This is a genomic window from Azonexus sp. MM2026_4 (assembly GCF_055901855.1).
On record NZ_CM148380.1, the window covers coordinates 2,918,456 to 2,935,402 of the forward strand.

Consider the following 16,947-nt stretch of genomic DNA (forward strand, 5'->3'; position numbering starts at 1 on the left):
GAAGCAAAAAGACCGCAGCCGGGAATGGCTGCGGTCAGGGCCGGCTTATTCGCCTTCAAGGTGCTGCGACGGTTTCTCACCGCGATGGTGATCCTGCACCTTCTGCTTGTACTTCTGGACCTGGCGGTCGAGCTTGTCGAACATGGCATCGATCGCTGCGTAAAGATCGTCGCCGGCTTCCTCGACATGGATGTCCTTGCCCGGCACGTGCAGGGTAACTTCAGCCTGCTGCTTGAGCTTCTCGACCGAGAGCACGACGCTGACGCCGGTCACCTTGTCGAAGTGACGCAGAACGGGTTCGAGCTTGTTCTCGACGTATTCGCGCAGGGCCGGGGTAACTTCAATATGATGACCGCTGATTTGCAGATTCATTTTTTCTCCTCTCTCTACAGGGTCTTTCGTAAATTGACCGGCGGGATGTTCAACGATTCGCGGTATTTGGCGACCGTGCGTCGGGCAACGACGATTCCCTGCTGGCCTAGTATTTCGGATAATTGACTATCCGACAAGGGCTTCTTGCCATCCTCCGCCGAAATCAATTGCTTGATCAGCGCACGAATGGCGGTGGCAGAACAGGCACCGCCAGTATCGGTGGATACGTGGCTGCCAAAGAAGTATTTGAGCTCGAAAATTCCCCGCGGCGTCGCCATGTATTTCTGGCTGGTCACCCGTGAAATGGTCGATTCGTGGAGGCCGAGCAGGTCGGCAATCTCGCGCAGGACCAGGGGCCGCATGGCGACTTCGCCGTGCTCGAAGAATTGGCGCTGGCGGTCGACGATGGCCTGGGTGACGCGGTGGATGGTCTCGAAACGCTGCTGGACGTTCTTGATCAGCCAGCGTGCTTCCTGCAACTGGCCGCTCAGATTGCCGTTGCCGCGCCGCTGCTTGGCGAGGATTTCCGCGTACAAGCGGTTGATGCGCAGGCGAGGGTAGGCGTCCGGATTGATGTAGGCCGTCCACTTGCCCTTGAGTTTCTTGACGATGACATCGGGCGTGATGTAACGCGCTTCGATCTGCGAATAGCCGGCGGCCGGCCGCGGATTGAGGCTGGTGATCAGTTCGTGGGCGCCCTTGAGGATTTCGTCGTCACAGCCGGTGAGTCGGCGAATCCGCGCAAAATCGCGGGCGGCCAGAAGTTCCAGGTGCTTGTCGGCGATGGCCATGGCCAACGTCCGCTCGGCGCAATCTTCCTCGACCTTGAGCTGCAGCAGCAGACATTCGCGCAGATCGCGGGCGCCAACACCGGTCGGATCGAAGTTCTGGATGTGGCGCAGGGCGATGTCGAGCTCTTCGAGTTCGACTTCGTACTCGGCGGGCAGGGTTTCCCAGAGTTCATCGAGAGGCGTCGCCAGATAACCGTCATCGTCGAGCGCTTCGATCAGGAAACGGACCAGGCTGCGATCGCGTTCCGACATCTGGGTCATTCCCAGTTGCCAACCGAGGTGCTCGCGCAGGCTGACATTGGCTGCGTGACTGTCCTGCGGGTCGTTGTCGTCATCCTCGTCACGCCCGGCGCCGGTGAAGGTACCGGCGTCGCTCGACCAGCGGTCGTCATCGACGTCGTCCGGGGTCATCGGCGGCTCGCCCTGAGCGTCCTCGTGACTTTCCGGTGGGCTTGCCGTCTCTGCCGAGCTTGCCTTGTCCGGCGAATCGAATTGCTGGGCGGCGGCATACGACTCGGTCGGGCCGTCGTCGTCGCGCTCCAGCATCGGGTTTTCCAGCAGATAGCGTTCGATCTCCTGCTGCATCTCGACCGTAGACAGTTGCAGCAGCTTGATCGACTGCTGCAACTGCGGCGTCAGGGCGAGATGTTGCGAGAGTTTGAGCTGGAGTGCCGGTTTCATTGCGGGAATGGTCTGGTCACGTAGGAATCAAAGCCGGAAATGTTCGCCAAGGTATACCTTGCGCACGCTTTCATTGTCGACAATTTCTTCCGGCCGCCCGGAAGCCAGGACGTGACCGGCGTTGATGATCACTGCGTGATCGCAGATGCCGAGGGTCTCGCGAACATTGTGGTCGGTAATCAGGACACCGATGCCGCGATCCTTGAGGAAACGGATGATTTTCTGGATTTCCAGCACGGCGATCGGATCGACACCGGCGAAAGGTTCGTCGAGCAGAATGAAACGCGGATTGGTCGCCAGCGCCCGGGCAATTTCGACACGCCGCCGCTCGCCGCCGGAAAGCGCCGCCGCATTGACATGGCGGACATGGCCGATATGCAGCTCGCTCAACAACTCCTCGAGCCGCGCGGCGATCTCGGTCGGCGTCAGCTTCTGCAACTCCAGCACCGCCTGGATGTTTTCCTCGACGTTGAGCTTGCGGAACACCGATGCTTCCTGCGGCAGATAGGACAGTCCGAGGCGGGCCCGGGCATGCATCGCCTGATGGGTCAAGCGCTCCTCGTCGATATAGACCTCGCCGCCATCGGCAACCACCAGACCGACGACCATGTAGAAACACGTGGTCTTGCCGGCGCCGTTCGGACCGAGCAGGCCGACCACCTCGCCCGACCTGACGGCGAAGGAAACGTCCTCGACGACAGTCCGCGCCTTGTAGCGCTTTTTCAGGTTATGGGCGGACAGGGTGGCTGACGGCAGGCTCATTCGTCTTCGACTCCACGCAGGACATGGCGGATCGCTTCATGGGAAAAGCCGCGATACTGCAGGAAACGCGTCTGTTTTGCACGCTCTTCCGGAGATTCCGGCGGCTGGCCGAACTTCCTGACCCAGATCGCCCGGCAACGTTCCAGCTCGTCGCCGGCCTCCGGTAGCGCCGCCGCGATCTCGCTGTCGCCGATACCGCGCTGCTTCAACTCCTGGCGCAGACGGGCGTTGCCATAGCGGCCGGCACGGGCGACCACCCGTTGCCTGGCATAGCGGTCGTCGGACAGCAGCCCCTGCTGCTCCAGCGCATCGAGCACCGCCAGCAGCGCCTCGCCGGACTCGGCCTGGGCGGCCAACCGGGCATGCAGCTCGGCCCGGCTATGTTCGCGCCGGGCCAATAACTGCAGGGCGCGCTGACGCAGTTCAGTCATCCCCGCCGGACGAACGGGTCGGCTTGAGCACCTTGGCCGCTGCCGCCTCACGGATTTTCGCCTCGATCTCGCGGGCGGTATCCGGGTGGCTACGCAGGAACTCGCGGGCGTTGTCCTTGCCCTGGCCAATCTTCTCGCCCTGGTAGGCATACCAGGCGCCGGACTTGTCGATCAGCTTGTGGGCAACGCCCATCTCGACAATCTCGCCTTCGCGGGAAATGCCTTCACCGTAGAGGATATCGAAAATGGCTTCGCGGAACGGCGGCGACACCTTGTTCTTGACCACCTTGACCTTGGTCTCGTTGCCGATCACCTCGTCGCCCTTCTTGATGCCGCCGATGCGGCGGATGTCCATGCGCACCGAAGCGTAGAACTTGAGCGCGTTACCGCCGGTGGTGGTTTCCGGCGAGCCGAACATGACGCCGATCTTCATCCGGATCTGGTTGATGAAGATGACCAGCGTATTGGTCTTCTTGATGTTGGCGGTCAGCTTGCGCAACGCCTGCGACATCAGGCGAGCGTGCAGGCCGACCATCTGGTCGCCCATTTCGCCTTCGATTTCGGCACGAGGGGTGAGGGCGGCGACCGAGTCGATGACGATGATGTCGACCGAACCCGAGCGCACCAGCATGTCGGAAATCTCCAGCGCCTGCTCGCCGGTGTCGGGCTGCGAAATCAGCAGGTCGCCGACATTGACGCCGAGTTTCTGCGCATATTGCGGATCGAGCGCATGCTCGGCATCGATGAAGGCGGCGACGCCGCCCAGCTTCTGCATTTCAGCGACGACCTGCAGACAGAGCGTGGTCTTGCCCGAAGATTCCGGACCGTAGATCTCGACGACACGGCCACGCGGCAGGCCGCCGACGCCCAGCGCCAGATCAAGCCCGAGCGAGCCGGTGGAAACGACCTGGATCCCTTCGTCGATCTCGGCATCGCCCATCTTCATGATGGAGCCCTTGCCGAACTGCTTTTCGATTTGTTGCAGCGCTGCGGCGAGCGCCTTTGCCTTGTTGTCGTCCATGTTCTTACCTCGAAACGTTGAGCGGATTATGGCACAGGGGCCAGGGATGGAACAAAAATTGCTGGCTGCATGATGATGCGCCATCGGCAGCAAACATGCCAATGGCGATTCCGTTCGCTGCCGAATGCCGCGGCCAGGGGTGTATGCTTTGCGCCCCTGCCCGAACGACGGCATTTACTGTACAACTATACAGTATATCGACCATGAAATATCGTCTTCTCCGCTACCTCATCCCGACCTTGCTCGGTCTCGCCATCCTCGGCACCCAGGCTCGCCCAGCAAGCTGGCACCGCTGGCTGAGCAAGATCGACGGCACGACAGTCTGCCTGCAGACCTCGCCCGGCGCCGGCTGGACCCATGGCGGCGGACCGTTCCGCGACCCCCGCTGCAGCATCCCGGACCGGCGTTCCTGAACATGCCCGATTACCGCCCGCCCGCCGAAGATATCGTCGTCGTCCACGTGGACGACCAGTTGCTGGTCGTCGACAAGCCCAGCGGACTGCTCTCCGTTCCCGGACGCGGCGCGGACAAGCAGGATTGCGTGATCAGCCGCCTGCAACGCCGCTGGCCGGAGGCGATGATCGCCCACCGCCTCGACATGTCCACCTCCGGACTACTCGTCGTTGCCCGCGGCGAAGCGGTGCAGCGCGAGATGTACCGCCTGTTCCGGGAACGGGCGGTGGACAAGCGCTACGTCGCCGCCGTCGCCGGCCTGATCGCCGACGATAGCGGGGAAATCAACCTGCCGCTGATCTGCGACTGGCCGAACCGGCCACGGCAAATGGTCAGCCACGAACTCGGCAAACCGTCGCTGACGCGTTTCCGGGTCATCGCCCGCGATCCGGCGCGGGATGCGACGGTCGTCGAACTGGAACCGGTAACCGGCCGCTCGCACCAGTTGCGCGTCCATCTGGCGGCCCTCGGCCACCCCATCCTCGGCGACGATTTGTACGCCGGCGCAGCCGCCGGCCGGGCAGCGCGACTGCTGCTGCACGCGGCAGAAATTGCCTTCCCGCACCCGCTGGATGGCAAAGCCATAGATTTTCGCTGCCCGGCGCCATTTATCCCGCTAGAAAAAGCCGCAATAACCTTATAATTCCGCGCATTTTCAACCCCTTGCCGTAGCCGACCCGCCATCATGCTGATCTGGTTCGTCGTCATCTATCTCGCCGTTTCCATCGGCATCGGCCTTTACGCCGCAACCCGGGTGCACAACGCCCGCGACTACATCGTCGCCGGCCGCAACCTGCCATTTCCCATCGTGCTGGCCATGGTCTTCGCCACCTGGTTCGGCGCCGAAACCGTACTCGGCATTTCCGCGACCTTCATCGACGAGGGATTCCGCGGCCTGATCTCCGACCCGCTCGGCGCGTCGATCTGCCTGATGCTGTTCGGGCTGATCTTCGCCAAGCGGCTTTACCGCCTGAATCTGCTGACCCTCGGCGACTTCTTCCGGGTCCGTTTCAACCGCAAGGTCGAAGTCGCGCTGTCAACGGCCATCATCATTTCCTACCTCGGCTGGGTCGGCGCCCAGATGGCCGCCCTCGGCCTGGTCTTCAACGTCCTCAGCGACGGTAGCATCTCGCTTACCCAGGGCACCCTGATCGGCGCCGGCGTCGTCCTGCTATACACGCTGTTCGGCGGCATGTGGTCGGTGGCGATGACCACCTTCGTGCAGATGATCGTCATCGTCCTCGGCCTGCTTTACGTCACCTGGCTGGCCGGCGACATGGCCGGTGGTTTCTCGGCCGTTGTCGGCAAGGCTGCCGCTGACGGCAAGCTGAATTTCCTGCCCACCGCCGACCTGCTCGACATCGTTTCCTGGATCGCCGCCCTGCTCACCATGGCGCTCGGTTCGATTCCCCAGCAGGACGTCTTCCAGCGAGTCAACGCATCGAAGAACGAATGGGTTGCGGTCTGGGGCACCACGCTGGGCGGCCTGTCGTATTTCTTTTTCGCCGCTGTCCCGCTCTTCCTCGCCTATTCGGCTACGCTGATCGATCCGGCGCTGGTGACGCGCCTGATGGCCGAGGATTCGCAATTGATCCTGCCGCAACTGATCATCCAGTACATGCCGATCGGCGCTCAGATCATCTTCTTCGGCGCCTTGCTCTCGGTGATCATGAGTACCGCGTCCGGCACACTGCTGGCGCCGGCCGTCACCTTTTCCGAAAACATCCTGCGCGGCCACTACCCGCAGATGACCGACCGCCAGCTCCTGCTCGCGACGCGCGCCGCCGTCGTCGTGTTCACCGGCATGGTCGCCGCCTACGCCATTTCGTCCAACGCCACCATCCACCACATGGTTGAAAGCGCCTACCGGATCACCCTGTCCGGCGCCTTCGTCCCGCTGTTCGCCGGTCTCTTCTGGAAGCGGGCCAACAACCTCGGCGCCGGTCTGGCGATCATTTTCGGCATCGGCACCTGGCTGTTCCTGGAAGTCTTCGTTCCGGAAGGCGACATCGAGCCGCAGCTGTACGGCCTGATCGCCAGTACCATCGGCATGCTGCTCGGCGCCTGGCTCGGCCCCCGTCCGGGGATGGAAAAAACCGCGCAAGGCTGACGTAATTCCCGACTGCGCCTAGAATTCAGCCATGTTCCAACATGGCCGACGACCGCTCATCCTGGCCCGCTACCTGGCACTCGCCTGGTGCGGGCTGATCGTTTATGGCAGCCTGCATCCCTTTTCGGGCTGGCGGGACAACGGCGTTTCGCCGTGGATCTTCCTCGAAGGCGACTGGCCGCGTTACTGGACGGCCTTCGATCTCGCCGCCAACGTCGCGGTTTACCTGCCGCTCGGCTTCTTCGTCGCCCTGGCACTTTATCGTCTGCCCGGCCGTTTCACCGCGGTCTGCTGCGCCGTGCTGCTCAGCGGCGGCCTCAGCCTCGGCCTCGAAACGCTGCAGAACTGGTTGCCCAGCCGCATTCCGTCGAACCTCGACCTCGCCTGCAACACGCTGGGCAGCCTGTTCGGCGCGATCTGGGCGCACCATGTCGGCCCCCGGGTCTTCGCCCGCCTCGACGCCGCTGCCCAACGCCTGCTGGCCCCCGCGGCTCACGGCGAACTCGGGCTGACCCTGCTCGGTCTCTGGCTGATGGTGCCGCTGTCGCCGGAAACCCTGCTGTTCGGCGCTGGCGACCTGCGCCTATGGTTCGATTTCGAGCCGCTGCTGCCGTTTTCCGCCGATCATCACACCTGGGTCGAAACCGGCGTCGTTGCCTGCAATGCGCTCGCCGTCGGCCTGATCCTGCGCCGCTTGCTGGCCCGGGCGTCGACCGCCTACCTGCTGGTCCCCCTGTTCCTGCTCTGCGGCCTGGCCGTCCGCATGCTCGGTGCGGCGATCCTGGTCGGCCCGGAAGAGGCCATGGCCTGGCTCACCCCGGGCGCCCGCCAGGGACTGCTGATTGCCGCCGCCAGCCTGGCCGTGACCTTGTGGCTGCCGGCCCGGTTCAGTCTGCCGCTGGCCATCGTCGCCCTGCTGGCTGGCATGCTGCTGGTCAATGCCGCGCCGGCCAACCCGTATTCCGAAGCGGCGCTCGCCGCCTGGCGCCAGGGGCATTTCCTCAATTTCAACGGCTTGACCCGCCTGGTGGCGAACTTCTGGCCGATCCTGACGCTTCCTTTCCTGTTGCTGGCCATGCGCAATGGACCGGGTCGTTCCATGTGAAACCGGCGCCGCTCTTTATAATCGACAAACAAGGAGGTTTCCCCCATGAGTTATTTCCAGCAGCACGTATTCATCTGCACCAACCAGCGCGAAAACGGCGAGGCCTGCTGCAACAACGTCGGCGGCAGCGCGGCTTTCGCCTACGCCAAGGACCGCGTCGGCGCGCTGAAGAAGAACGGCCCCGGTGCCGTCCGCATCAACAAGGCCGGCTGTCTCGGCCGCTGCGACCAGGGACCGGTGATGGTCGTCTATCCCGAAGAGACCTGGTATGGCTTCGTCGACAACGAGGACGTCGAGGAAATCATCCAGGAACACCTGATCAACGGACGCGTCGTCGAACGCCTGAAGCTATGAGAGCCCCCGAAGAAAAGATCAACGTTGCCGGCCCGGCCGGCAACATCGAAGTCATCATGGAGCGCCCGGACGCGCCGCGCGGCATCGCGCTGATCGCCCATCCGCACCCGATCGGCGGCGGCGCCAACACCAACAAGGTCGCCTACACGCTGGCCAAGACCTTCGTCAGCCTGGGTTACGCCGCCTTCCGCCCGAACTTCCGCGGCGTCGGCGGCACGCAAGGCGTGCACGACGAGGGCAGGGGAGAGACCGACGACCTGCTCGCCGTACTGCACGACGCCAAGCTGCGTTGCGGCGACATCCCGGTCGCCCTGGCCGGCTTTTCCTTCGGTGCCTACTGCCAGACGCGCGTCGCCAGGCGCCTGGAGGAAAGCGGTCACCCGGCGCAGCGCCTGGTCCTGGTCGGCACCGCCGCCGGCTACGTCGAAGGCACCCGCCAGTACGACACCGAGGCGGTACCGCACGACAGCATCGTCATCCACGGATCAAACGACGAAACGGTACCGCTGGCCAACGTCTTCGCCTGGGCGCAGCCGCTCGACCTGCCGGTGGTCGTCGTCCCCGGCGCCGACCACTTCTTCCACCGGCGGCTGCACCAGATCCGCGACATCGTCACCCGCGCATGGCGGCACTAGCGGTTGCCGGACTGCACAAACGCTACGGCGACAACGACGTTGTCGCCGGGCTCTCGTTCGCCGTCGAACCCGGCACCTGCTTCGGCCTGCTCGGCCCCAACGGCGCCGGCAAAACGACGACGCTGCGCCTCTGCCTCGGCCTGACCGCGCCGGATGCCGGTGAAATCACCCTGCGCGGACGAAGCATCCCGGTCGATGCGCAGGCGGCGCGAGCCAAGGTCGGCGTCGTGCCGCAGTTCGACAACCTCGACCCGGATTTCACCTGTGCCGAAAACCTGCGCGTCTTCGGCCGCTATTTCGGTCTGAAGGATGCCGAGGTGCGCGCTCGCATCCCGGCGTTGCTCGATTTCGCCAGCCTGGCGAGCAAGGCCGACGCCAAGATCACCACGCTGTCCGGCGGCATGAAGCGGCGCCTGACCCTGGCCCGCGCGCTGGTCGCCGACCCCGACATCGTCTTCCTCGACGAGCCGACCACCGGCCTCGACCCGCAGGCCCGCCACCTGATCTGGGAACGCCTCAAGCAACTGAAGTCGGCGGGCAAAACGCTGATCCTGACCACCCACTTCATGGACGAGGCCGAGCGCCTGTGCGACCGCCTGATCGTCATCGACCACGGGCGCAAGATCGCCGAGGGCAGCCCGCGCGAGCTGATCGCCACACACATCGAACCGCAGGTGATCGAGGTCTTCGACGAAGCCGCCGGCAAGCTGCCGGCCTTCGTCGACGCCCACCGCCAGCTCGCCGAACGCGTCGAGGCCAGCGGCGAGACCGCCTTCTTCTACTGCCGCGACGCCCAGCCGCTGCTCGCCGCGCTCGCCGCTGCCGACGGCCTGCGCTACCTGCACCGCGCCGCCAACCTGGAAGACGTCTTCATCAAGCTGACCGGCCGCGAACTGCGCGATTAGCCGACCAGCACCTCGACCGCCGCCGCAAAATCGTCAACGACCAGCGCCGGGCGGATCTCCGGATGCGTTTCGTCGCCCGGACGGAACTTGCCGCTGCGCACCAGAATGCCGGCGATGCCCGCCGCCTGCGCGCCGCCGATGTCGTCGGCGAGGTCGTCGCCGATCAGCACGGCGTCGCCGGCAGCAGCGCCAAGCTCGGCGAGCGCCGCGGCAAAGAAGGCCGGCGCCGGCTTGCCGACAATTTCGGCGCGGACCCCGGCCGAATATTCCAGCCCGGCGACGAAGGCCCCCATGTCGAGCGCCAGTCCCTCCGGCTCCATGAAATAGCGGTTGCGCGCCATGGCCAGCAGCGGCACGCCCTGCATCAGCAAGCGAAAGGCGTGGTTGAGACCGGCATAGGTGAAATGCTCGCCCATGTCGCCGAGAACGACGATATCCGGGTCGGGATCGCTGACTCCCATCTCCGCGGCGATGTTGGGATGCACCATCCAGTGCGGGCGCAGGCCGCGCTCGCGGACCAGGGTGCGAGCAGCGAGGGCGGCGGTCTGAATCTCGCCGGCGGCAAGCGTGAAGCCCATCCGGCACAGTTTGGTGAACAACACGCTGCCCGGCGTGCGCGTCGTATTGGTCAGGAAGCGCAGCGCCAGTCCGCTGCCGCGCAATCGGGCCAGCGCCGCCACGGCGCCGGGCAAGGCGTCGTCGCCGGTATGCAGGACCCCGGCCAGGTCGATCAGGACCGCTTTCGGATTTGTCGGTAAATGCATGCTTTCCTCCTGCCCGGCAAGAAAATCCATCATAGGCGATGACCGCCGACAGCGCGAAAAGTTTGCCGCCCGGCGGTAGAATGCGCCTTCCGCCTTCCCGGCCCGCACCATGTCCGCCTCCTCCCTGGCCGTTATCGGCTGGATCCCCGTCTGGCAGCGCAATTTCCTCGTCTGGCGCAAGCTCGCGCTGCCGTCGATCCTTGGCAGCCTGGCCGATCCGCTGATCTACATGCTCGGTCTCGGCTACGGCCTCGGTACGCTGCTGCCGGCGCTGAACGGCCAACCCTACATCGCTTTCCTCGCTGGCGGCACCATCTGCGCCTCGACGATGAATGTGGCGACCTTCGAGGCACTCTATTCATCCTTCTCGCGCATGCACGTGCAGAAGACCTGGGACGCCATTCTCAACACGCCGCTCGGCCTGACCGACGTCGTTGCCGGCGAACTGATCTGGGCCGCAACCAAATCGCTGTTTTCCGGCAGCGCCGTCCTCGCCGTCGTCGCCGTCATGGGCCTGAGCCACGGCCCGCTGGCGCTCCTCATCCTGCCGGCGATCGTCCTCACCGGGCTGGCTTTCGCCGCGCTCGGCCTGATCTGGAACGCGCTGGCGCCGTCCTACGATTTCTTCATGTACTACTTCACGCTGTTCATCACGCCGATGACGCTGATTTCCGGCGTCTTCTTCCCGACCGACCAGTTGCCGCCCTGGCTCGCCACCGTCGGCGGCTGGCTGCCGCTGGCCCAGGGCGTCGCGCTGATCCGTCCGCTGCTCGCCGGCGACTGGCCGGCCGACCCGGCGCTGCACGTCGGCGTGCTGCTGGCGACCAGCGCGCTCGCCTTCGCCATCGCCCTGCGCCTGACCCGGCGCCGCCTGCTCAAGTAAAATCCGCCGATGGAAAACCTGCTCATCCTGACCAACTGCCCCGACGAAGCCGTCGCCAACGCCATCGCCCTGGCCGTCGTCGAAGAAGGACTCGCCGCCTGCGTCAACCTCCTGCCGCGCGTGCAGTCGATCTACCGCTGGCAGGGCGCCGTCGAGTCGGCATCGGAAGTCCCGCTGCTGATCAAGGCGAGCGCGGCAAACTACCCGGCGCTCGAACAGCGAATCGCCGAACTGCATCCCTACGAGCTTCCCGAGATCATCGCCCTGCCCATCACGCGGGGCTTGCCGGCCTATCTGAACTGGCTGGCGGAAAAACCCGTCCAATGACCATGCGCCTCCTGTTCCTCCTCTTCGCCTTCCTGGCCTCCTCTGTCCACGCCCAGGAATTCCTCGATCCCGCGGTCGCCTTCAAGGCTACGGCGCGGGCGCTCGACGGCCGGACGGTCGAGGTCCGCTACGAGATCGCCGCCGACTACTACCTGTACAAGGACAAGTTCCGCGTCCGCGCCGCCGACGAAACGGTCGTCCTCGGCCCGCTGCAACTGCCGGCGGGCAAGGAGAAGCAGGACGAGAACTTCGGTCGGGTCGAGGTCTTCTACAAGGAAGTGGCGTTCCGCGTGCCGGTCGAGCGCAACAGTTCCGGTCAGCTGCCGCTGACCCTCGACCTCGTCTCGCAGGGCTGCGCCGATGCCGGCGTCTGCTATCCACCGCAGACGCAAACTGTGCTGCTCAACCTGCCGGACCCGGACAGCACGCCGGCCGCGCCGGCGATGGGCGAGGCGCCGTCCGCGGCGGCCGGCGACGAAAGCGGGATGATCGCCGAAACGCTGAAGAACGCCGGTTTCTGGACCAGCCTGGCGCTCTTCTTCGTCGCCGGCCTCGGTCTCTCGCTGACGCCCTGCGTCTTCCCGATGATCCCCATCCTCTCCGGCATCATCGCCGGCCAGGGCCACCGGGCGTCGAAGGGCAGGGGACTGGCGCTATCGCTCGCCTACGTGCTGGGCATGGCGGTCACCTACGCCGCCGCCGGCATCGCCGCCGGCCTCACCGGCACGCTGCTCTCGGCGGCGCTGCAGAACGTCTGGGTGCTGGGCGGTTTCGCGCTGGTCTTCGTGATCCTCTCGTTCTCGATGTTCGGCTTCTACGAACTGCAACTGCCGAGCGCGCTGCAGAGCAAACTTTCGGAAGAAACCGGCCACCTGCAGGGCGGGCGCGGCATCGGCGTCTTCCTGATGGGCGCGCTGTCGGCGCTGATCGTCGGTCCCTGCGTCGCCGCGCCGCTCGCCGGCGCGCTGCTCTACATCGGCCAGACCGGCGACGCGCTGTTCGGCGGCGTCGCCCTCTTCGTCATGGCGCTCGGCATGGGCGCGCCGCTGATCGCCGTCGGCGTCGCCGGCGGTTCGCTGCTGCCCAAGGCCGGACCGTGGATGGAAGGCGTGCGCCGGGCCTTCGGCGTGCTGCTGCTGGCCACCGCCTTGTGGCTGCTGTCGCCGGTGATCCCGGCGCTGGCCAGCATGCTCGGCTGGGCGGTGCTGCTGATCGTCCCCGCCATCTACCTGCACGCGCTCGATCCGCTGCCGCCGCACGCCCGCGGCTGGCAGCGCTTCTGGAAGGGAATCGGCATCCTCATGCTGCTCACCGGTGCCGCGCTACTGGTCGGTGCCCTGGCCGGCGGCCGCGACCCGCTGCAACCACTGGCCGGCCTGCGCGGCGGCGCGATCGCCGCCGAAACGCCGGCCCTGCCGTTCCAGAAAGTCGCCTCGCTGGCCGAACTCGACGCCCGCCTGGCGAGCGCCGGGCAACCGGTGATGCTCGATTTCTACGCCGACTGGTGTGTCTCGTGCAAGGAAATGGAGAAATTCACCTTCAGCGACCCGGCGGTGCGCCAGAAGCTCGCCGGTTTCCTGCTGCTGAAGGCCGACGTCACCGCCAACAGTCCCGACGACAAGGCGCTGCTTGCCCGCTTCGGCCTGTTCGGCCCGCCCGGCATCATCTTCTTCGATCCGGCGGGTCAGGAAATCAAGGGCGTGCGCGTCGTCGGCTTCCAGGACGCCGAACATTTCCTGGCCAGCCTGAACCGCGTTTCCGGTTGAATCCCATCGTGCATCCCCTGCGTCGCTGGCTGCCTCTCGCCCTGCTTGCCGCGCTCGGCGGCTGCTCGCTGTTCGACAGCGAAAAGGAAGGACCGGCCCTGCCGCCGGACATGGCACGCCAGGCCAACGGCAAGACCGCGTCGGCCTGGCCGGAAACCCTGGACCGCGACGAACGGCTGCGCCGCATCGTCCGCCTGATTCCCGCCCGCGCCAAAGATCGCCAGGGCTGGGCGGAGGACCTGTACACCGCCTACGAGCACCTCGGCGTACCGCACGCCACCCAGACCTATTGCGCGGCAATCGCCATCATCGACCAGGAGTCGAGTTTCCAGGCCGATCCACCGGTTCCCGGCCTGCCCCGCATCGTCCGCCGCGAGCTGGCCGAACGCGAGGAGCGCTACCGCATCCCGAAGCTGGTGGTCGATACGGCGCTGCGCAAGACCTCGCCCGACGGCCGGACCTACGAGGCGCGGATTGCCGCCCTGAAGACCGAGACCCAGCTCAACGCGCTGTTCGAGGACATGATCGGCGAACTGCCGTTCGGCCGGAAACTGCTCGGCGGCTTCAACCCGGTACGCACCGGCGGACCGATGCAGGTGTCGATCGAATTCGCCGAACAGCACGTGCGCCAGCGCAAGTACCCGTACGCCTACGACGGCAAGCTGCGCAACGAGGTGTTCACCCGGCGCGGCGGCGTCTATTTCGGCGCCGCCATCCTGCTCGATTACGCGGTGCCTTACGATCGCATCGTCTATCGCTTCGCCGACTTCAACGCCGGTCGCTACAGCAGCCGCAACGCCGCCTTCCAGGCTGCCCTGGGCGTGCTGACCGGCCGCAAACTCGGGCTCGACGGCGACCTGCTGCGCTACGAGGACGGCAAACCGTCCGGCACGCCGAGCGACGTGGAAACGCTGACCCTCGAACTCGCCGAGCGGCTCGACATGAGCCGGCCGCAGATCCGCCGCGACCTGCTCCTGGAAAAGAGCGAGACCTTCTCGCGCAGCCCGCTCTTCCTGAAGGTCTTCGAACTGGCCGAAGCCGGTACCGGCAAGACGCTGCCGCGCCAGGTACTGCCGGAAATCCAGCTGAAGAGTCCGAAGATCACCCGCCAACTGACCACCGGCTGGTTCGCCAAGCGGGTCGAAGAGCGCTACCTCGGCTGCCTCGGCCGCAGCCGGCGCTTCAACCGCTGATCCCCGGCGATGCCCGGCGCCACCCTGTTCGCCTTCCTGCGCCGGGTCGCCGTCGCCTTCTACCGCAACCAGGGTTTCCTGATGGCCGGCGCGCTCGCCTATTACGCGCTGCTTTCCCTGCTGCCGCTGTTGATCCTCAGCATCATCGGCCTCTCGCAACTGGTCGAACCCGGTCTGCTGCTCGAGGTCATCGGCCGCAACCTCGACTGGCTGCTGCCCAACCAGGCCGGACTGCTGCTCGCCGACGTCAGCGCCTTTCTCGACCATCGCGGCACGATCGGCGTGACCATGTTCGGCACCCTCCTGTTCTTCAGTGCTTCCGCCTTCTCGGTGCTGGAGAAGGCGCTGGCGGTGATCTTCGCCCATCGCGGCGAGCACCGGCCGCGCCATTTCCTGGTCTCGGCGGTCCTGCCCTACCTGCTGGTCCTGATGCTGGTGCTGACCGTGCTGCCGCTGACCCTCGGCGTCAGCGCGCTGCAGGCGCTCGGCGCCCGGGAGCTGTTCCTGTTCGGCGACAGCCGCTCGCTCGCCGCCGTTGCCGGCTACCTGCTGCCGCTGCCCGGCATCGTTCTCGTCGGCTGCGTCCTCGGCCTGCTCTACCTGATCGTGCCGGTCGGCCACACCCGCCTGGCGCACGCCTTCATCGGCGGCTTCGCCGGCGCCCTGCTGTGGGAAATCGTCCGCTACGGGCTGGCCTGGTACTTCGCCTCGGCATCGCGCATCGGCGTCGTTTACGGTTCGCTCGCCAGCACCGTCGTTCTCCTCTTCTGCCTCGAGGTTGCCGCCATCCTGCTGCTGCTCGGCGCCCAGGTGATCGCCGAGCTCGAGCAGGGCGGCTACGCGGCCGGCAAGGCTTGCTAGAATCGGCCGCATCCGGTTACCCGTGACGCTTACCGCCATGCGCTTTTCCCGGCTCTATCTGAACCGCCTGCAGACGCCGCCGGCGCATGCCGACACCGTCGTCGTCATCGATGTGCTGCGTTCCTTCACTTCGGCCGCCGTCGCCCTGGCCAACGGCGCGGCGGCGATTCACCCGGTCGATGGGGCGGCGGCCGCCGCTGTTTTGGCGGCGCGCCTGCCCGGCGCGCTATCGATCGGCGCCGTCGGTGGCGGCGATCCGATTCCCGGTTTCGATTTCGGCAATTCGCCGTCGCGCCTCGCCGCCGCCCGCTTCGACGGCCGGCCGGTGGTGATGAGCACCGCCGCCGGCGTGCGCGGCCTGCAGCGCTTTCACGGCGCCAGCCGGCTGTTCGCCGCCAGCCTGGTATGCGCCGCCGCCACCGCGGCAGCAATCCGGGCCAGCGCTGCGCGGGAAGTCTGCTTCGTCATCACCGGCGAATGGGTCGACCGCGACGGCGACGAGGACATCGCCTGTGCCGATTACATCGAGGCGCTGCTCACCGGCGACCGGCCGGACCCGGCGCGCTACGCCCGGCGCGTGCGCGAATCGGATTTCGGCCGCCGCTTCGGCGACGTCAACTGGCCCAACCTGCCGCTTGCCGACCTCGAACTGTGCGCCAGCGTCAACCGTTTCGATTTCGCGCTGCCGGTGCAGCGCGAAGACGGCCGACTCGTCATCCGCTGACGGCGACGACGGTATCCCAGGCGAAGCGGGCGATCAGCACACCGACCACGAGCAGGAAGACGATGCGGATGAAGCCGCTGCCGTGGCGCAGCGCCAACCAGGTGCCGGTGGCCGAGCCGGCGACGTTGGCGAAGGCCATGCCGGCGGCCAGCCCGAGCAGGAGGTGACCGGCCGGTACGAAGAAGGCGAGGGCGGCGACGTTGGTCGCCACATTGACCACCTTGGCACCGGCCGAGGCGTGCAGGAAATCGAAACCGAAGAAACGGATGAACAGGAATATCAGGAAACTGCCGGTTCCCGGTCCGAAAAAGCCGTCGTAGAAACCGATCACGCCACCGAGCACGACCGCGTAGAGCAGTTCGCGGTGGCCGCTGTGGGCTGGCCGGTGCAACTGGCCGAAGTCCTTTTTCCACAAGGTATAGGCGGCGGCGAAAATCAGCAGCACGAGGATCAGCGGCCGCACCGCTTCCTTCGGCAACCAGGCGACCGCCGCCGCGCCGGCGTAGGAAAAGGCGAAGGCGGCGATAGCCGCCGGCAGGATGGTGCGCCAGGGCATGTTGACGCGGCGGGCGTAGCGCCAGGCGGCATTGGCGGTACCGAAGACGCTGGAAAACTTGTTGGTGCCGAACAGCGTCGCCGGCGCCACCCCGGGCTGGGCGGCAAACAGCGCCGGAATCTGGATCAGGCCGCCGCCGCCGACCACGGCATCGACCAGACCGGCGACGAAAGCGGCAAGAATGAGCCAGCCGAGAGGAGAAAAAATCAGTTCCATCGCGTTATTGCCAAAGGGGAATGTGCGGAATCCGGGG

The 16,947-nt window shown here is 65.9% G+C and carries 20 protein-coding genes; 13 read left to right on the forward strand and 7 right to left on the reverse strand.

The genetic code is table 11. The features are described from left to right. Window positions 1-45: 45 nt before the first annotated feature. Genes hpf through recA form a run of 5 tightly spaced genes read right to left on the reverse strand, consistent with a single transcriptional unit; the run spans window position 46 to window position 4,058 of the window. Window positions 46-372 carry a ribosome hibernation-promoting factor, HPF/YfiA family gene (hpf, locus tag AC0KWY_RS13765; RefSeq protein ID WP_416690309.1) on the reverse strand — a complete coding sequence of 109 codons (327 nt, stop codon included), beginning with the start codon at window positions 370-372 and terminating at the stop codon, window positions 46-48. Window positions 373-386: 14 nt separating this feature from the next. After that, entirely contained in the window at window positions 387-1,844 is a 1,458-nt protein-coding gene (locus AC0KWY_RS13770) for an RNA polymerase factor sigma-54 (protein ID WP_474026068.1), read from the reverse strand. A gap of 27 nt (window positions 1,845-1,871) precedes the next feature. Further along, window positions 1,872-2,606 (reverse strand): LPS export ABC transporter ATP-binding protein, encoded by a 735-nt coding sequence (lptB, locus tag AC0KWY_RS13775; RefSeq protein WP_474026069.1) that lies wholly within the window; start codon window positions 2,604-2,606, stop codon window positions 1,872-1,874. Continuing rightward, window positions 2,603-3,037: a recombination regulator RecX gene (recX, locus tag AC0KWY_RS13780; protein ID WP_474026070.1), complete on the reverse strand. Its 435-nt coding sequence runs from the start codon at window positions 3,035-3,037 to the stop codon at window positions 2,603-2,605. The genes lptB and recX overlap by 4 nt, the downstream gene beginning before the upstream one ends. Next, on the reverse strand, window positions 3,030-4,058 hold the full coding sequence (gene recA / locus AC0KWY_RS13785; protein WP_474026071.1) for a recombinase RecA: 1,029 nt from the start codon (window positions 4,056-4,058) through the stop codon (window positions 3,030-3,032). The genes recX and recA overlap by 8 nt, the downstream gene beginning before the upstream one ends. 203 nt (window positions 4,059-4,261) lie before the next feature. Between recA and AC0KWY_RS13790 the strand changes: the two genes are divergently transcribed. From AC0KWY_RS13790 to AC0KWY_RS13820, 7 genes are read left to right on the forward strand one after another with little or no spacing between them, the layout of a single operon-like run. Continuing rightward, window positions 4,262-4,471, forward strand: coding sequence for a hypothetical protein (locus AC0KWY_RS13790; RefSeq protein WP_474026072.1), 210 nt, complete (start codon window positions 4,262-4,264; stop codon window positions 4,469-4,471). Window positions 4,472-4,473: 2 nt separating this feature from the next. Then, window positions 4,474-5,154 carry an RluA family pseudouridine synthase gene (locus AC0KWY_RS13795; RefSeq protein ID WP_474026073.1) on the forward strand — a complete coding sequence of 227 codons (681 nt, stop codon included), beginning with the start codon at window positions 4,474-4,476 and terminating at the stop codon, window positions 5,152-5,154. Window positions 5,155-5,196: 42 nt separating this feature from the next. Continuing rightward, complete coding sequence (locus AC0KWY_RS13800) at window positions 5,197-6,621, forward strand: high affinity choline transporter 1 (RefSeq protein ID WP_474026074.1); 1,425 nt, start codon at window positions 5,197-5,199, stop codon at window positions 6,619-6,621. A 31-nt stretch (window positions 6,622-6,652) separates the two neighbouring features. Beyond that, window positions 6,653-7,726: a VanZ family protein gene (locus AC0KWY_RS13805; RefSeq protein ID WP_474026075.1), complete on the forward strand. Its 1,074-nt coding sequence runs from the start codon at window positions 6,653-6,655 to the stop codon at window positions 7,724-7,726. Window positions 7,727-7,771: 45 nt separating this feature from the next. Continuing rightward, on the forward strand, window positions 7,772-8,080 hold the full coding sequence (locus tag AC0KWY_RS13810; RefSeq protein WP_474026076.1) for a (2Fe-2S) ferredoxin domain-containing protein: 309 nt from the start codon (window positions 7,772-7,774) through the stop codon (window positions 8,078-8,080). Continuing rightward, window positions 8,077-8,715, forward strand: coding sequence for an alpha/beta hydrolase (locus AC0KWY_RS13815; protein WP_474026077.1), 639 nt, complete (start codon window positions 8,077-8,079; stop codon window positions 8,713-8,715). Before AC0KWY_RS13810 ends, AC0KWY_RS13815 begins: the two co-directional genes overlap by 4 nt. After that, on the forward strand, window positions 8,703-9,620 hold the full coding sequence (locus tag AC0KWY_RS13820) for an ATP-binding cassette domain-containing protein (RefSeq protein ID WP_474026078.1): 918 nt from the start codon (window positions 8,703-8,705) through the stop codon (window positions 9,618-9,620). The genes AC0KWY_RS13815 and AC0KWY_RS13820 overlap by 13 nt, the downstream gene beginning before the upstream one ends. Here the strand turns inward: AC0KWY_RS13820 and AC0KWY_RS13825 are convergent. After that, window positions 9,617-10,384 (reverse strand): TIGR01458 family HAD-type hydrolase, encoded by a 768-nt coding sequence (locus AC0KWY_RS13825; protein ID WP_474026079.1) that lies wholly within the window; start codon window positions 10,382-10,384, stop codon window positions 9,617-9,619. The two genes, AC0KWY_RS13820 and AC0KWY_RS13825, sit on opposite strands and share 4 nt — an antisense overlap. A 109-nt stretch (window positions 10,385-10,493) precedes the next feature. Between AC0KWY_RS13825 and AC0KWY_RS13830 the strand changes: the two genes are divergently transcribed. From AC0KWY_RS13830 to AC0KWY_RS13855, 6 genes are read left to right on the forward strand one after another with little or no spacing between them, the layout of a single operon-like run. After that, a complete protein-coding gene (locus tag AC0KWY_RS13830; protein ID WP_474026080.1) occupies window positions 10,494-11,267 on the forward strand; it encodes an ABC transporter permease in 774 nt (257 codons plus the stop codon). A gap of 9 nt (window positions 11,268-11,276) precedes the next feature. Then, the gene (gene cutA, locus AC0KWY_RS13835; protein WP_474026081.1) at window positions 11,277-11,594 is read left to right on the forward strand and encodes a divalent-cation tolerance protein CutA; all 318 of its coding nucleotides are present in this window, start codon (window positions 11,277-11,279) and stop codon (window positions 11,592-11,594) included. Next, the gene (gene dsbD, locus AC0KWY_RS13840; RefSeq protein WP_474026082.1) at window positions 11,591-13,360 is read left to right on the forward strand and encodes a protein-disulfide reductase DsbD; all 1,770 of its coding nucleotides are present in this window, start codon (window positions 11,591-11,593) and stop codon (window positions 13,358-13,360) included. Before cutA ends, dsbD begins: the two co-directional genes overlap by 4 nt. An 8-nt stretch (window positions 13,361-13,368) precedes the next feature. Continuing rightward, window positions 13,369-14,553, forward strand: coding sequence for a DUF1615 domain-containing protein (locus AC0KWY_RS13845; RefSeq protein ID WP_474026083.1), 1,185 nt, complete (start codon window positions 13,369-13,371; stop codon window positions 14,551-14,553). A gap of 9 nt (window positions 14,554-14,562) precedes the next feature. Then, window positions 14,563-15,414: a YihY/virulence factor BrkB family protein gene (locus AC0KWY_RS13850; protein WP_474026084.1), complete on the forward strand. Its 852-nt coding sequence runs from the start codon at window positions 14,563-14,565 to the stop codon at window positions 15,412-15,414. A 22-nt stretch (window positions 15,415-15,436) separates the two neighbouring features. Further along, complete coding sequence (locus tag AC0KWY_RS13855; RefSeq protein WP_474026085.1) at window positions 15,437-16,138, forward strand: 2-phosphosulfolactate phosphatase; 702 nt, start codon at window positions 15,437-15,439, stop codon at window positions 16,136-16,138. Here AC0KWY_RS13855 and AC0KWY_RS13860 read toward each other — a convergent pair. After that, the gene (locus tag AC0KWY_RS13860) at window positions 16,128-16,910 is read right to left on the reverse strand and encodes a sulfite exporter TauE/SafE family protein (RefSeq protein WP_474026086.1); all 783 of its coding nucleotides are present in this window, start codon (window positions 16,908-16,910) and stop codon (window positions 16,128-16,130) included. The two genes, AC0KWY_RS13855 and AC0KWY_RS13860, sit on opposite strands and share 11 nt — an antisense overlap. Window positions 16,911-16,947 lie beyond the last annotated feature (37 nt).

Bases quoted from the DNA above. Each gene is read 5' to 3' on its own strand.
- AC0KWY_RS13820 (WP_474026078.1), top strand. From the start codon at position 8,703: ATGGCGGCACTAGCGGTTGCCGGACTGCACAAACGCTACGGCGACAAC.
- AC0KWY_RS13825 (WP_474026079.1), bottom strand. From the start codon at position 10,384: ATGCATTTACCGACAAATCCGAAAGCGGTCCTGATCGACCTGGCCGGG.
- AC0KWY_RS13815 (WP_474026077.1), top strand. From the start codon at position 8,077: ATGAGAGCCCCCGAAGAAAAGATCAACGTTGCCGGCCCGGCCGGCAAC.
- AC0KWY_RS13805 (WP_474026075.1), top strand. From the start codon at position 6,653: ATGTTCCAACATGGCCGACGACCGCTCATCCTGGCCCGCTACCTGGCA.
- cutA (WP_474026081.1), top strand. From the start codon at position 11,277: ATGGAAAACCTGCTCATCCTGACCAACTGCCCCGACGAAGCCGTCGCC.
- AC0KWY_RS13795 (WP_474026073.1), top strand. From the start codon at position 4,474: ATGCCCGATTACCGCCCGCCCGCCGAAGATATCGTCGTCGTCCACGTG.
- AC0KWY_RS13860 (WP_474026086.1), bottom strand. From the start codon at position 16,910: ATGGAACTGATTTTTTCTCCTCTCGGCTGGCTCATTCTTGCCGCTTTC.
- AC0KWY_RS13850 (WP_474026084.1), top strand. From the start codon at position 14,563: ATGCCCGGCGCCACCCTGTTCGCCTTCCTGCGCCGGGTCGCCGTCGCC.
- hpf (WP_416690309.1), bottom strand. From the start codon at position 372: ATGAATCTGCAAATCAGCGGTCATCATATTGAAGTTACCCCGGCCCTG.
- recX (WP_474026070.1), bottom strand. From the start codon at position 3,037: ATGACTGAACTGCGTCAGCGCGCCCTGCAGTTATTGGCCCGGCGCGAA.
- AC0KWY_RS13810 (WP_474026076.1), top strand. From the start codon at position 7,772: ATGAGTTATTTCCAGCAGCACGTATTCATCTGCACCAACCAGCGCGAA.
- recA (WP_474026071.1), bottom strand. From the start codon at position 4,058: ATGGACGACAACAAGGCAAAGGCGCTCGCCGCAGCGCTGCAACAAATC.
- AC0KWY_RS13770 (WP_474026068.1), bottom strand. From the start codon at position 1,844: ATGAAACCGGCACTCCAGCTCAAACTCTCGCAACATCTCGCCCTGACG.
- lptB (WP_474026069.1), bottom strand. From the start codon at position 2,606: ATGAGCCTGCCGTCAGCCACCCTGTCCGCCCATAACCTGAAAAAGCGC.
- dsbD (WP_474026082.1), top strand. From the start codon at position 11,591: ATGACCATGCGCCTCCTGTTCCTCCTCTTCGCCTTCCTGGCCTCCTCT.
- AC0KWY_RS13790 (WP_474026072.1), top strand. From the start codon at position 4,262: ATGAAATATCGTCTTCTCCGCTACCTCATCCCGACCTTGCTCGGTCTC.
- AC0KWY_RS13800 (WP_474026074.1), top strand. From the start codon at position 5,197: ATGCTGATCTGGTTCGTCGTCATCTATCTCGCCGTTTCCATCGGCATC.
- AC0KWY_RS13830 (WP_474026080.1), top strand. From the start codon at position 10,494: ATGTCCGCCTCCTCCCTGGCCGTTATCGGCTGGATCCCCGTCTGGCAG.